The 15,090-nt window shown below is 43.0% G+C and carries 16 protein-coding genes; all 16 read left to right on the top strand.

The features are described from left to right. Positions 1–17: 17 nt before the first annotated feature. The 16 genes from hepT (at position 18) to MHI53_RS14850 (ending at position 15,059) form a co-directional block, all read left to right on the top strand. On the top strand, positions 18–980 hold the full coding sequence (gene hepT / locus MHI53_RS14925) for a heptaprenyl diphosphate synthase component II (protein WP_061144287.1): 963 nt from the start codon (positions 18–20) through the stop codon (positions 978–980). 96 nt (positions 981–1,076) lie between these two features. Beyond that, positions 1,077–1,523, top strand: a complete 447-nt coding sequence (ndk, locus tag MHI53_RS14920) for a nucleoside-diphosphate kinase (protein WP_340371654.1) — start codon at positions 1,077–1,079, stop codon at positions 1,521–1,523. Positions 1,524–1,674: 151 nt separating this feature from the next. Further along, positions 1,675–2,448: a protein-glutamate O-methyltransferase CheR gene (locus MHI53_RS14915; RefSeq protein ID WP_061144286.1), complete on the top strand. Its 774-nt coding sequence runs from the start codon at positions 1,675–1,677 to the stop codon at positions 2,446–2,448. Between the two features lie 255 nt (positions 2,449–2,703). Then, positions 2,704–3,876: a chorismate synthase gene (gene aroC / locus MHI53_RS14910; protein ID WP_061144285.1), complete on the top strand. Its 1,173-nt coding sequence runs from the start codon at positions 2,704–2,706 to the stop codon at positions 3,874–3,876. Positions 3,877–3,879: 3 nt separating this feature from the next. Next, complete coding sequence (gene aroB / locus MHI53_RS14905) at positions 3,880–4,959, top strand: 3-dehydroquinate synthase (protein WP_061144284.1); 1,080 nt, start codon at positions 3,880–3,882, stop codon at positions 4,957–4,959. A 25-nt stretch (positions 4,960–4,984) separates the two neighbouring features. After that, positions 4,985–5,353, top strand: coding sequence for a chorismate mutase (gene aroH / locus MHI53_RS14900; protein WP_061144283.1), 369 nt, complete (start codon positions 4,985–4,987; stop codon positions 5,351–5,353). Between the two features lie 81 nt (positions 5,354–5,434). After that, positions 5,435–6,547 carry a histidinol-phosphate transaminase gene (gene hisC, locus MHI53_RS14895; protein WP_061144282.1) on the top strand — a complete coding sequence of 371 codons (1,113 nt, stop codon included), beginning with the start codon at positions 5,435–5,437 and terminating at the stop codon, positions 6,545–6,547. Between the two features lie 47 nt (positions 6,548–6,594). Further along, positions 6,595–7,698 carry a prephenate dehydrogenase gene (locus MHI53_RS14890; protein ID WP_061144281.1) on the top strand — a complete coding sequence of 368 codons (1,104 nt, stop codon included), beginning with the start codon at positions 6,595–6,597 and terminating at the stop codon, positions 7,696–7,698. A 21-nt stretch (positions 7,699–7,719) separates the two neighbouring features. After that, entirely contained in the window at positions 7,720–9,006 is a 1,287-nt protein-coding gene (gene aroA, locus MHI53_RS14885; RefSeq protein ID WP_061144280.1) for a 3-phosphoshikimate 1-carboxyvinyltransferase, read from the top strand. A gap of 365 nt (positions 9,007–9,371) precedes the next feature. Then, a complete protein-coding gene (locus tag MHI53_RS14880; protein WP_340371653.1) occupies positions 9,372–10,643 on the top strand; it encodes a tetratricopeptide repeat protein in 1,272 nt (423 codons plus the stop codon). Positions 10,644–10,684: 41 nt separating this feature from the next. Further along, positions 10,685–11,236, top strand: a complete 552-nt coding sequence (locus MHI53_RS14875) for a ReoY family proteolytic degradation factor (protein WP_061144278.1) — start codon at positions 10,685–10,687, stop codon at positions 11,234–11,236. A 423-nt stretch (positions 11,237–11,659) separates the two neighbouring features. After that, complete coding sequence (locus MHI53_RS14870; protein ID WP_061144277.1) at positions 11,660–12,121, top strand: YpiF family protein; 462 nt, start codon at positions 11,660–11,662, stop codon at positions 12,119–12,121. Between the two features lie 160 nt (positions 12,122–12,281). Beyond that, positions 12,282–12,788, top strand: coding sequence for a ubiquinol-cytochrome c reductase iron-sulfur subunit (locus MHI53_RS14865; RefSeq protein ID WP_061144276.1), 507 nt, complete (start codon positions 12,282–12,284; stop codon positions 12,786–12,788). Positions 12,789–12,791: 3 nt separating this feature from the next. Further along, entirely contained in the window at positions 12,792–13,466 is a 675-nt protein-coding gene (locus MHI53_RS14860) for a cytochrome b6 (protein WP_061144275.1), read from the top strand. A 56-nt stretch (positions 13,467–13,522) separates the two neighbouring features. Next, positions 13,523–14,290 carry a menaquinol-cytochrome c reductase cytochrome b/c subunit gene (locus MHI53_RS14855; RefSeq protein ID WP_061144274.1) on the top strand — a complete coding sequence of 256 codons (768 nt, stop codon included), beginning with the start codon at positions 13,523–13,525 and terminating at the stop codon, positions 14,288–14,290. A gap of 172 nt (positions 14,291–14,462) precedes the next feature. Continuing rightward, positions 14,463–15,059, top strand: a complete 597-nt coding sequence (locus MHI53_RS14850) for a DUF1405 domain-containing protein (protein WP_061144273.1) — start codon at positions 14,463–14,465, stop codon at positions 15,057–15,059. Positions 15,060–15,090 lie beyond the last annotated feature (31 nt).

Raw genomic sequence — 15,090 nt, 5'->3', positions numbered from 1 at the left:
AAAGCTGGGTGGAATGTATGAAATTTAAAATGATGTATTCATTTTTGAATGCAGATTTGCAATCAATAGAAAAAGAATTGGAAGACGCTATTGAAGCGGATTCCACTGTTTTAAGGGAAGCCTCCCTGCATTTGCTGCAATCCGGCGGAAAGCGGATCCGTCCGGTATTCGTCCTATTGGGCGCCAAGTTTGGCGATTATGATATTCACATCGTCAAGCATGTTGCGGCGACATTGGAACTGATTCACACGGCTTCGCTTGTGCATGATGATGTTGTGGATGATGCAGATTTGCGCCGGGGATCTGCAACCATCAAATCAAAATGGGATAATCGTGTCGCCATGTATACAGGCGACTTCATTTTTGCACGTGCACTGGAAATGATGTCAGTGATCGAGTCACCCCTTGCGCACCAAATTCTCGCGGATACGATGGTCGAACTATGCCTTGGGGAAATAGAACAAATTAAAGATAAATACAATTTCGAACAAAATTGGCGGATATACTTCAGGAGAATCAAACGAAAAACGGCATTGCTCATCGCTTCCAGCTGCCAATTGGGGGCGATTTCAGCGGGTGTTGATGAAAAGATCCATCAAAAGCTATTTAAATTCGGATATTATGTCGGGATGTCTTATCAAATCACCGATGATATATTGGACTTTACGGCTTCGGAGGAAGAACTTGGAAAACCAGCTGGAAGTGATTTGATCCAGGGAAACATCACATTGCCCGTCTTGATTGCTATGGAAGATCCAAAACTGAAGAAGCTTATCGAAACGGTTCGTGAGGATACGCCTAAAGAAGAAATGACCGCTATCATACAAGCGATAAAATCTTCCGGTGCCATCGAACAGGCAGCGAAGGTCGGTGACCTGTATTTGGAAAAGGCTTTTACTGAATTGAAAGGCTTGCCAGCCATAAAAGCGAGAAAAACATTATCCGATATCGCGAAAAACATCGGAAAACGAAAGTTTTAATACTTGCAGTTGCGAAACTGCTCAAACAATGGTAATATTCTAAAAGGATTGCCTTATATAGGCAAATAACAATGATACATATTAGGAGTGACAATAATGGAAAGAACATTTTTAATGGTTAAGCCTGACGGCGTTCAACGCAATCTAATCGGTGAAATCGTTTCCCGTTTTGAAAAAAAAGGCTTCCTGCTTGCAGGGGCAAAATTGATGCTCATTTCTCAGGAATTGGCTGAGCAGCATTATGGCGAGCATAAAGAACGTCCTTTCTTTGGCGAATTAGTGGACTTCATCACTTCAGGTCCTGTCTTCGCAATGGTTTGGGAAGGTGAAAATGTAATCGCGACTGCACGTCAAATGATGGGTGCCACTAACCCTAAAGATGCCGCTGCTGCAACCATTCGCGGTGATTTCGCCGTAACTGTCGGCAAGAATATCATTCACGGATCTGATTCAGCTGAAAGCGCTGTACGCGAAATCGGTTTATTCTTCAAAGAAGAAGAACTTGTTGAGTATTCTAAACTTGTCAACGAGTGGGTTTATTAATCAATAGATTCAAATGAATGTTAAAGCGGATTTCATCGCCCTCATGCGACGGAATCCGCTTTTTTATTTTGGGCCTTTAAAGAAAAAATGCCATTCTCCGATATATATAGAAGAACTATTTAAAATAAATATGTGCAAGGGAGTCGTGGGGATGCCTCAAGAATATGAAGCGTTTATTCGGAATATCAAGATGCTGACAGGTATCGATTTGGCATTATACAAGGAAGGGCAAATGAAAAGGCGACTGACATCTTTATACGAAAAAAGAGGATATCATTCATTCGGTGCATACTATAAAGACATCCAAGCCAATCCCGGCGTTTTAAACGAGTTTTTGGATAGGATGACCATCAATGTTTCTGAATTTTATAGAAATGCGAAAAGATGGGAAGTGTTGGAGCATAAAATCCTTCCTGGCTTATTGGAAAGCAAAAAAAAATTGAAAATCTGGAGTGCGGCCTGTTCAACGGGTGAGGAACCTTATACGATAGCGATGATTCTAGCAAATCTCGTCCCGCTTGGCCAAATAGAGATTCTGGCAACGGATTTGGATGTAAATGTCTTGGCACGGGCGAAATTGGGGATGTATCCGGAAAGGTCCTTAAATGAAGTTCCAGAAGAAATAAAAAGGAAGTACTTTAAAAAAGAAGAGGATTTTTATCGGGTCTCGGATGAAATCAAAAAGAGGGTCACATTCAAACGGCACAATCTTCTTTCGGATCGCTTTGAGCAGGGATTCGATTTAGTCGTTTGCCGTAATGTGTTGATATACTTCACTGAAGAAGCCAAAAATCTATTGTATGAGAAGTTCAGTGCATCGCTGATTGGAGGGGGGGTATTTTTTGTCGGAAGTACGGAGCAAATATTCACCCCTGGAAAATATCAATTTGAAACGATTGACACATTTTTTTATCAAAAAAAGTGAATACTTATCCATAAGGGACTGATCGTGCATTCGCATTCAGTCTCTTTTCGCATGTTCTAATATGCCCAATGGTGTTGCGGGCCAAGATCAGAGTGATTAAACTATATCGAAAATGTTGGAGAAGATGTAAAATAAAATGAATAATGAATAAATTCAACGTGCAAAAAGGTTTTTAGGTTTACATATACCCACATTGAATAAAATTGTGGTATATTGATACATATACACTTTAAAGTGCTAAAAGGGGGCTGGAAGATGAGATACTTAACAGCGGGAGAATCACATGGTCCGCAGCTAACGACAATTATTGAGGGATTACCGGCTGGAATGCCGATTACGAATGAAGATATCAATGAAGAACTGGGACGCCGGCAAAAAGGGCATGGGCGTGGCCGAAGGATGCAGATCGAGAAAGATCAGGCGTTCATATCCTCGGGGATCAGACATGGCTATACATTAGGTTCTCCTGTAGCCTTAGTGGTGGAGAATGACGATTGGAAGCATTGGACAAAAATCATGGGAAGTGAAGTTCTTTCAGAGGAAGAAGCTGAAGGAGTCAAACGGAAAATCACGCGTCCTCGTCCAGGGCATGCCGATTTGAATGGCGGTATCAAATATGGACATCGCGATTTGAGGAACGTTTTGGAACGGTCATCAGCCCGTGAAACGACTGTAAGGGTAGCGGCAGGTGCCGTGGCTAAAAAGCTATTGTCGTTATTGGGGATTGAAGTGGCCTCACATGTTCTGGAAATTGGCGGAGTGAAGGCAGAACCGCCGGTATATGAAACGATTCAGCAATTGCAGCAAGTGACAGAGGAATCTTCAGTTAGATGTTTCGATAAAAACGTCGAGCAGCAGATGAAGGATGCCATTGATGAAGCGAAACAAAAGGGAGATTCCATCGGCGGCATCGTTGAAGTCATTGTCGAAGGAATGCCTGTTGGTGTAGGAAGTTATGTTCATTATGACCGTAAGCTTGATGCAAAACTCGCTGCTGCGATCATGAGCATCAATGCATTTAAAGGGGTCGAGATAGGAATTGGGTTCGAAGCGGCCCATCGCTTCGGCAGTGATGTCCATGATGAAATTGCCTGGGATGAAGACAAGGGCTACTACCGGAAAACAAACCGCCTTGGCGGCTTTGAAGGCGGTATGACAACGGGCATGCCGATCGTTGTGCGCGGAGTCATGAAGCCGATCCCGACTTTATATAAACCTTTGAAAAGTGTTGATATCGATACGAAGGAAGTGTTCGAAGCAAGTGTCGAGCGTTCCGATAGTTGTGCAGTTCCTGCAGCGGCAGTAGTTGCCGAAGCAGTAGTGGCATGGGAGCTTGCGGCTGCCATCGTCGATCAATTCCCTTCAGATCGTTATGAACAGTTAGCGGAATACATAAGGTCGTATCGGGAAGACGTAAAGGGGTTTTAATAGATGGAAACCATCCAAATAACAACGGTCTCCAAGCAATATCCCGTTTTGGTCGGTAAGAAGGCAATACAGGAACTGCCGGAATTAATAACAACTGAATTCAATCACCTGAACAAGATTTTGATCATAACCGATGAGAAGGTCGCTGAACTGCATTTGCAAACCGTGAAACATGCATTGATCAAGACCGGAAAACCGGTACTGCAGCATGTCGTGCCTGAAGGGGAGCATGCAAAAACATTCGAAGTGTTTTATGAATGCCAAGGCTACTGCCTATCCCAGAAACTCAATCGCAAGTCATTGATCATTGCCCTTGGCGGCGGAGCGGTCGGTGACTTGGCTGGGTTTGTTGCGGCCACATTCATGAGGGGAATTCCATTCATCCAGATCCCGACGACTTTGCTAGCCCACGATAGTGCCGTGGGAGGCAAGGTCGCCATCAACCACCCTTTAGGGAAAAATATGATTGGTGCCTTTCATCAACCTGAAGCGGTCATTTATGATCTGGATTTTTTACTAACTCTGCCGCTGCAAGAATTAAGGTCAGGTTTTGCTGAAGTGATTAAGCATTCCTTGATTGCCGATCATGACTTTTATCATTGGCTTAAGTCGAATATTGTGGACTTGAACGAGATTACGGATGAGCAATTTCTGACAATGATCACAAAAGGAATCGCCATTAAAGCGGCAATTGTCGAAGAAGATGAGAAAGAAATGGGCATTCGTGCGTTTTTGAATTTTGGCCATACACTTGGACATGCAGTGGAGGGTTCCATGGGTTATGGGAATTTTACACATGGAGAATCGATTTTAATCGGGATGGTTTATGCGCTTAAATTGAGTATGAAAAAAGAGGGTCTCGATTTTAACCTTGAGGAATTCATTGATTGGGTGTCTCAATTAGGCTACCAAATTACCATTCCAGACCGCCTTGAAACTGCAGCGTTACTTCATTTAATGAAAACGGACAAAAAATCAGTCAATGAAGCAGCTACCTTTGTCCTGCTAAATCAGGTGGGGTCACCCATATTAAAAGATATACCCGACTCTGAGCTGATAGATGAAATGACTGAAATGAAATAAATTAAAGGAAAAAGGGGAACTGTGTGTGATAAGAGGAATTAGAGGTGCCACTACAATTGAAAAAGACACAGAAACGGAAGTGATCGCCGCCGTCGAAAAGCTGATGGCGGAAATCATCGAGGTCAATGAGATTGATCCTGACACGGTTGCCTCCGTATTTTTTTCAGCTACGGATGAGATCCGTTCGGTTTTCCCTGCCAAAGCCTTGAGGAAATTCGACGGCTGGACCTATGTACCGGTAACTTGCATGAAGGAAATACCTGTGAGCAACTCCCTGCCATTCTGCATCCGTGTCATGATTCATGTCAATACAACGAAAACGCAGCAAGAAATAAAGCATGTCTATCAGGAAGGGGCCATAGCATTACGGCCGGACTTGATAAAAAAGGGGTAAGCCGATTCGAACCCAGGAATATGATATACTATTCTCACACTTTCTGGCTTTAAAGTGATAAAAACTATAGGGGTGATTGACATGAAATGGAATGAAGCGGTCCTTTCCTTGAAATCTTACCAACCGGGAAAGTCCACAGATGAAGTGAAGAAATTGTACGGTCTCGAAAAAATCACGAAACTCGCGTCTAACGAAAATCCGTTCGGGTGCTCAGAAAAGGTCAAGGAATCCGTCAGGAATTCAACCCATTCTTTTGCCATCTATCCGGATGGCTATGCAACGATGCTAAGAGAAGCTGTGGCGAAGCATACAGGCGTGAAGCAGACTCAGCTTATCTTTGGGAATGGCTCTGATGAAAACATTCAAATCATTTCCAGAAGCCTATTGGGCGCAGGAAAGAATACGGTCATGGCAACGGGCACTTTCTCGCAATACCGTCATAATGCTACGCTTGAAGGTGCAGAAGTCAGGGAGGTTCCCCATCTTGATGGTGCGCATGATCTGGAAGGCATGCTGAAGGCGATAGATGAAAAAACCGCGGTCGTCTGGTTATGTACACCGAATAATCCTACAGGGAAATACATCCCGGAAAAGGAACTATTATCGTTCATCGAAAAGGTGCCTGAAGATGTCCTTATCGTACTGGATGAAGCGTATTGTGAATACGCGACGGCTGAGGATTACCCAAGAACGAATCAATGGATCAATCGATTCAAAAATTTGATCATACTGCGCACATTTTCTAAGATTTATGGTCTTGCCAGCTTCAGGGTAGGATACGGATTGGCGGATGAGGATATCATTCAGAAGCTGGACCCATCGCGCGAACCATTCAATGTCAACACATTCGCACAGAATATTGCTATCGTCGCTTTGGAAGACCAAGCTTTCATAGAAAAATGCAAAGATGAAAATCAAAAAGGCCTCAAGCAGTACTACGAATTTTGCGACAAGGAAAATTTAGCGTATTACCCGTCACAAGGAAATTTCATTTTTATCCACTTTAAACAAGATGCCGATAGGGTGTTCCAATATTTACTTGAGCACGGATACATTGCAAGGAGTGGGAAAGGTTTCGGTTTTCCTACCAGCCTGAGGATAACGATTGGTTCAACTGAGGAAAACGAAGGAATGATCAATGCGATTAAAACGTTCTTGAATGAAGTCGAGGCACCATCTGATTCGCTGCTTTAACATGCATCAAACCTTATGGAGTCTTAAAGGATGCGGGGGAGAAAAGAGTGAAGGGAAAGGTTTTTGTAATAGGTCTGGGACTAATTGGAGGATCATTGGCCAAGGCTGTCCGCCATGCCCATCCTGAAGCGGTGATAATTGGTACGGATATCAGTGAAAAGAATATTCAACTCTCGATGCTGCTGGGGACGATAGATGATTCCGTTTCTACTCTGGAAGCGGGGGCGTGTGAGGCTGATTTGATCCTTCTTGCTGTGCCTGTCAATGAGACCGTCAAGATTTTAGCACAACTGGCTGACATGAATTTAAAAAGTGACGTCCTCATATCCGATGCGGGAAGCACGAAGGATACAGTCGTAAAGGCAGCAAAACCATTGATTGATAAAGGGGTGGCCTTCATCGGGGGGCACCCTATGGCTGGTTCACATAAAAGCGGCGCAGGAGCTGCCAAGCTGCATTTGTTTGAACATGCGTTTTATTTGCTGACACCGGGAGACTCCATCGAGGAGAAAAAGGTGGAACGGCTGAAGGAATGGCTCAAAGGAACAAGAGCGAACTTTTTGGTCGTCACTCCTTCCATGCATGATAAGCTGACGGGTGTCGTCAGCCATTTTCCGCATATTGTCGCATCAGGTCTTGTGAAGCAGGCAGAAAATTATAGCAAGGAAAATAAATTGATTTCCAGGCTCGCGGCCGGTGGCTTTCGTGATATCACAAGAATAGCTTCTAGCAGTCCGGAAATGTGGCGTGATATTCTGTTGCATAACCGGGATGTGTTACTTGAATTAATGAAGGATTGGCTGGCTGAAATGGAGCATGTAAAAGGGTTGGTGGAGAATGGAGATAGTGAGGAAATCCTTCGCTTCTTTGCGGATGCCAAGGTTTTCAGGGATGATTTGCCGACTCACGCCAAAGGTGCCATACCAGCCTTTTATGATTTATATATCGATATACCGGACTATGCGGGAATAATTTCAGAGATTACCGGATATCTGGCGCAAGAAGGAATCAGCATTACGAACATAAGAATCATCGAAACCAGGGAAGAGATATACGGTGTATTGGTCATTAGCTTCCAAACGGATGTTGACCGCATTAAAGCAGCGGATTGTATCTCCAGACATTCAGATTACGAAACGATCCTGGCATGATGACAGGGAAAGGAAGGTAGCATGAAAACAAAAAAATTACAAACCGATATCCACTCACTACGCGGTTCGATAGACATACCTGGGGATAAATCGATCTCCCACCGCTCGATCATGTTCGGGGCTCTCGCCGAAGGTGAAACGACCGTCACTAATTTTCTTCCGGGAGCCGATTGTTTAAGCACAATTTCGTGTTTTAAGCAACTTGGCATCCAAATCGAACAGGAAGGGAAGCGTGTCCGTATCCAGGGTAAAGGGTTCAAGGGATTAACCGAACCTAATGAAGTGCTGGATGTCGGAAATTCCGGGACGACAATTCGATTAATGACGGGTATCTTGGCAGGACAAGATTTTTCGGCGGTTTTGACAGGGGATGAATCAATAGCCAAACGGCCAATGACCAGGGTGGTGAATCCTCTCCGTCAGATGGGGGCGGTCATAGACGGCCGTAAGGGGGCGGAATATACCCCGATCTTCATCAGAGGAGGCAAGCTAGAGGGTATCCGCTATGAATTGCCTGTGGCAAGTGCACAGGTCAAATCGGCGATAATCCTGGCAGGCTTACAGGCCGAGGGTGAAACGATCATTGTTGAACCGGAAGAGACTCGTGATCATACCGAAAGGATGATCCAGGCGTTTGGCGGGAAAATCGAAAAAGATGGACATACCATTAAAGTGGGCGGAAATCAGGTTTTCAAAGGAACTTCCGTACATGTGCCGGGAGATATTTCCTCGGCCGCTTTCTTCTTGGTGGCAGCTGCGGTTACCAAAAATAGTGAAGTCGTCTTAAAGAATGTCGGCCTAAATCCGACAAGGACTGGAATCCTCGAAGTCATGAAAGCGATGGGAGCGGATATCACGATCGAGAAGAAGACGAGTGGAGGCGAACCGGCAGGGGATATCACTGTAAGGAGTTCACGCTTAAAAGGAATCACCATCTCAGGTGACCTAATTCCGCGCTTAATCGATGAAATACCGGTCATTGCGCTTCTGGCAACCCAGGCAGAAGGGGTAACTACGATCAAGGATGCAGCAGAACTGAAGGTTAAAGAAACCAATCGAATCGATACGGTGGCCAATGAGCTTTCCATTCTTGGAGCTGATATAACACCTACAGCAGATGGATTGATCATCAATGGAAGTAAGAACCTGAATGGTGGAAAAGTTACAAGCCATGGAGATCATCGCATCGGGATGATGCTCGCTGTCGCCGCATTGATAACGGATGGGGATGTTGAACTTGCCGATCCTGATGCGATTGATGTTTCTTATCCTGAATTCTTTGAGCATATGACGCGTTTGATACAATGAATGTCCAAGAGTTTACGGCCCTTGATCAGGACCGTAAACTTTTTTTTTCATTTTTACGTGCTTAGAAATGTTGAAAGCGCTGACATTCTGCGTGAATGGGTCATGAAATTCACGAAAAGGACCTTCGAATCAAAAAGGAGATTGACCCTGGCATGGAGAATTAACTAGTAACCTTTTTTTAATGAGAATGGAGGGGACTTCATCAATGGAATACAGGGCTGCAGTATGGTAAACTAAGAAATACTGTTTACCAGGCATCTTACGCTTACATGGGCATTTTGCTCATAATGGAAAAGGATTTGACATTATCGCGTGAGAGTGTTTGATCAGAGACCAGTTTATCTTGCAAAAGGAAGGAATTCGCAATGAACACAGTGGAACAAGTAATCCAACATTTAAAAAAAGGGGAATTAACAGAAGCTCTTAAACATATAAATCGAATTAAATCATCGGAGTCAGCGGAGGACATTTTGCTGCTGGCCGAAGAAATGCTTCAGCTTGGTTTTGTGGAGGAGGCGAAAGACCTTTTCGAACATCTCCTTGAACTCTATCCTGATGAAGGGGAATTGATGGTTTCATTGGCTGAAATCTTGATTGACATGGACCAGGAAGATGAAGCGATGTTGATGCTTGAAAGAGTACGTGCAGATGATGAGGTATATCCAAGTGCTTTGCTTTTGGAAGCGGACCTTTACCAATTACAGGGAATGGATGAGGTCAGTGAAAGAAAATTACTGAAAGCCAAGGAAATACTGCCTGATGAGATCATCATTGATTTTGCGCTTGGTGAACTGTTTTTCCATCAAGGCAGGGATCAGGAAGCCATTGCAAATTACATAAAGGTATTGGAACATGAACAGGAAATATCCGGAGTCAATGTACATCAGCGGCTTGCTGAAGCATTAAGCAGCTCAGGTAAATTCGAGGAAGCCCTGCCGCATTTTGAAAAAGCCTTGGAGGATGGACTTGAAATCAATACATTATTCGAGTATGCATTTACAGCTTTCCAAGCAGGTCTTTATGAGACGGCCGTCCGTAAATTTATCGAGCTGAAAGAATTGGATCATGAATATCATTCCTTGTATTTATACTTGGCAAAGAGTTATGAGCATCTGGAGGATTTGGAAAATGCCTTGAAAACGGTCAAAGAAGGAATCAAGGCTGATGAATTCAATAAGGAGCTTTATTTCTTCGGCGGAAAAATAGCATTGAAAAGCGGACTCGATGAAGAAGCGGAAAATCTATTTAAACAAGCTCTTGCCCTTGATCCAGGCTACCTGGAAGCGGCGCTTACCCTCTTGAAATTGTATATGCATCAGGAAAGGTATGAAGATATCTTGGAGTGCATCGGAGAAGTGAGGAGATACGGAGAGGATGATCCTCAGTTTGAATGGATAGCCGCCGTATCTTACCAGCACACCGAACAATTTAAAGAGTCATTAACCAGCTATCATAATGCATATAATTCATTCAAGAACAATCAAGATTTCCTCGAAGACTATGGTTTCTTTTTAATCGAAGAAGGAGACAGAGCCACATCTAGAGAAGTATTTAATAAGCTGCTTGAGATTAACCCGGCGAATGATGAGTATGCCATGATTTTGGAGCGGCTTGGTGAAGGCTCGGATGAATCGTAAGCAAGCGTAACCAAACTAAATCAAGACAGAGGAGGGAATTCATGGTGGCTGCCCCTGTTTCTGTGAATGAGAAGAAGGATTTTATTCGGTGGTTTTTAAATCATTATCAACTTAAACGAAGAGAATGCGTTTGGATATTGAATTATTTAATGAGTCATGATCAACTGATGAAAAAAGTTCATTTCGTGGAAAATGCCCAATATTGCCCTCGTGGACTCATTATGTCGACACATTGTGTGGAAGAGGTCCCATTCCGGTTTTATAAGTCCAATATCATGACGACCGATGCAGAGAAATCCTTTCACGATATTCGATTGAACCGGGATGAAGATATTTATATCCAACTCAATTTCAAATCGGCTTACTCTTCCTACCAATATGCAGCAGTTTTGGAGCAAAACCCATTCATGCCAAAATCGACGGCATCCAATGAAAAAGATCAGTTGCTGGCAGAACAATTTTTAGAAAAAAGCATGCTCTATTTTCAAAGGGACCGCCTGCTGAAGGAAATCGATGAGGCATTGGATAAGCATGATGAACAAGCATTCAAGAGCCTGACTGAACAATTGAATCAATTGAAAGTGCTTGGCTGACATAAGGTTTCAGACTGTAGGCAAAAGGGTTCCGGGATGTATTCATTCCGGGACCCTTTTGATTTTTATTGGCTTCAATAGCGCTTTAACAAAAACTGTTAAATGTACTTTATCATTTGTGATTGGACGAAAAAAGTGAAGAACCGGACGAATAAACCTGCGAGGGTACGAAAAAAGTGAAAAAAGGGACGGATTGACCATCTTTGAATAGGCGAGTGCTTGCACCGAAAAGAAACAGTGAAATTTTAAATGAACTTAAGAATTGTATACAAGAAAACCTTTCCGTTTTCAGGATAGTTTTTTCATAAAATATAGATAAAATCCACATTTTTGTAAAGACTATGGGTATATGGTAAAGATGACATAAAAAGCATGGTAAAATGATAAGGAGTTGATTCGAAAAGTCGGGAGTGAAGAGAAAGTATGAGATGGACAGCAAAAGAACTTGATATGTATAGTCAGTCAAAGGAATATGTGGATACCGTTTTGATTCCATTGGTTCCCCTTTCTTTTGGAGGCCAAATGAAGCAAACGGGCTCGATGAATGAATTTCTTACCATTTTAAGCTTGGAAATTGAAAAACAAATGAAGGGGCGGATCCTGCTGATGCCATCCTTTCATTATATAAGCAATGAAATGGATAAGGTGGAACGTTTGAAGCATTGGGCAACTGAACTGAAGGAAAATGATATCAAGCATATTTTTTTTCTAACATCGGATTATGAGTGGAAGAAGGATGAACGGGAATTGGAAAATAACTTACTATGGATCCCGGCCATACCATTGGAAAGTCTGGAAAATGAACAAGCCAGGGGTATGATCAATCAACAGGTTCTCCAAATCCTTGATATTTTCACTTATAATTGGAAAAATGAAAAAAAGTAGGATTTTTCGCATAATTTGACACATAGTTGCCACCTTTTGGGTTTTACAAATATTGACCTTGGTAAATTATTGAGATATCATGGAAATGTCCTAGTTTTATAGTGTTGCTATTTATTGGTCCTTTGGGCTCTCAGTATAGTAATAGAGGGGGGGAAAACGCATGAGCAAGCATAATGTTTCACGACGTCAATTCCTTAATTACACACTGACTGGCGTTGGTGGATTTATGGCGGCCGGTATGTTGATGCCGATGGTAAGGTTTGCGATCGATCCTGTATTATCTGCAGATAAAGGCGGGGATTTCGTTGCAACCAAGCAGAAGGTAAGCGAACTGACTGCCGAACCGACTCGTGTTGACTTTAGTTTTAAGCAGGTCGATGGGTGGTATGAGTCCGAAGAAACGAATACAGCTTGGGTTTACAAAATGGATGATGGTAAAATCATTGCTTTATCTCCAATCTGTAAGCATTTAGGCTGTACGGTAGCATGGAATACGGATAAGTCTAATCCGAATCAATTTTTCTGTCCTTGCCATTACGGCAGGTATACGAAAGATGGAGTGAACGTGAAAGGGACACCTCCGGTTAAACCTTTGGATGTCTATGAAACGAAAGAAAAAGATGGAATTCTTTACTTGGGTCGACTAAAACCGCACGGGGAGGCGTAAACATTGTTAACAAAGTTATATGACTGGGTGGACGAGCGTTTAGACATTACGCCGTTATGGCGGGATATTGCTGACCATGAGGTTCCTGAACATGTTAACCCCGCACATCATTTTTCCGCATTCGTATATTGTTTTGGTGGGTTAACATTCTTCATCACGGTCATCCAAATCTTATCAGGCATGTTCTTGACGATGTACTATGTCCCGGACATTAAAAACGCTTGGGAATCTGTTTATTATTTACAAAATGAAGTGGCCTTCGGTCAAATTGTCCGTGGAATGCATCACTGGGGAGCAAGTCTGGTCATTGTTATGATGTTTTTACATACTCTTCGTGTCTTCTTCCAGGGAGCTTACAAAAAACCGCGTGAATTGAACTGGATGGTCGGCGTATTGATTTTCTTCATCATGCTGGCATTAGGATTGACTGGTTATTTACTGCCATGGGATATGAAAGCGCTATTTGCGACGAAAGTTACTTTGACAATTGTCGATTCGGTACCGTTAATGGGTCCGGCACTCAGGGCCTTGATCGCAGGAGATCCAACCGTCGTTGGAGCACAGACACTGACACGATTCTTCGCCATTCATGTATTCTTCCTGCCTGCAGCATTATTTGCTTTACTGGCGGCTCATTTCCTAATGATCCGAAAACAAGGTATTTCAGGTCCACTTTAATAGAATTATGAACCAATAACCAAAAAAACCTTTTCATAAAGGAGGGGAATTGTTCAATGCATCGTGGGAAAGGTATGAAATTCGTAGGTGACTCGCGTATCTCTGCGAACCGTAAACCGAATATTCCGAAAGATTATTCAGAATATCCTGGTAAAACTGAAGCATTTTGGCCTAATTTCCTTTTAAAGGAATGGATGGTCGGGGCTGTGTTCCTTGTTGGCTACCTATGTCTGACAATTGCACATCCATCTCCATTGGAAAGGATAGCAGATCCGACGGATACAGCGTATATCCCGCTTCCTGACTGGTATTTCCTATTCCTTTACCAATTACTTAAGTATACGTATGCCTCAGGTCCTTACAATGCAATAGGGGCTCTTGTCATTCCTGGTTTGGCTTTCGGGGCATTGCTCCTGGCGCCTTTTTTAGACCGTGGTCCAGAGAGGAGTCCAGCAAAACGTCCGTTTGCTGTGGGCTTCATGCTTTTGGCAATTGCCGGTGTATTTTATTTAACCTGGGAGTCCGCTGCCCATCATGATTGGGAAGCCTCCAAGAAGCAAGGGGCAATCGTAGAGGGTGCAGACATCGATAAAGATAGTGATGGATATAAACTGATGGATTCCAATGGCTGCATTAGTTGCCATGGCGCTGAGTTAACTGGCGGGGCTGGAGCGCCAAGCTTGATTGACACTGGTTTAAAGCCGGAAGAAATCGCTAAAATCGCCCGCAAAGGACAAGGTGCGATGCCAGCTGGCATGTTTAAGGGTTCAGATAAAGAATTGGACACATTAGCTGAATTCGTATCTGGATTATCAGCAAAATAAGGAATCCTGCCCAGTTTCTTCAAAAGCTGAAAGGATAGCTGACAACTCATGTTGTCGGCTTTTTTATTGGTAAATGCAAGTGAATATGAAAAGAAATTGAAATCAATTCTTGGTTTTCACGATCAAGACCTGTAAAATGAGAATAATTGAAGAGGTAAGAGAGGTTAACGGAATGAATGTTATATATGGTTGGCTTGCCAGCCGGCAAATGCTTGTTTTATTATTCGTCATAAATATTCTTGGTACGGCATTTGGGTATTATTGGTATGGGGGGCAATTGGAGAACACACCAGGCATATTTTTGGCCTTCGTACCGGATAGCCCGACAGCCAGCTTGTTTTTCGTTTTTGTACTATGGGGCTTCCTTTTAAAAAGAAATTTCGGATTAATGGAAGCTTTGGCCATCATTACGCTATTCAAATATGGCATCTGGGCAGTTGTCATGAATGTAATGACGCTTGTGACAACGGGTACTTTGCCATGGGAAGGGTATATGTTAATGGCTTCCCATTTGGGCATGGCGATTCAAGGGATATTATATGCGCCATTTTACCGGATAAAGCCTTGGCATTTGGTTGTCGCCGGAATTTGGACGATACATAATGACATAATCGATTATGTGTTTGAAATGATGCCGATCTACCGTGACTTATTGATGTATATGAATGAAATCGGCTACTTTACTTTTTGGCTCAGTATCCTTTCCATCTTTGTCGGTTGGTACTTCGGGTATAGGAAAAACAGAATCACACTTTCTTTCATCCATTAGAAAAGTTAACCTCGCTTACAGGTTTTGTAAA

This window comes from Peribacillus sp. FSL E2-0218 (assembly GCF_037992945.1).
In the GTDB taxonomy this organism is placed as follows: Bacteria; Bacillota; Bacilli; order Bacillales; family DSM-1321; genus Peribacillus; species Peribacillus simplex_B.
This window is presented reverse-complemented; position numbering and strand designations above follow the sequence as displayed.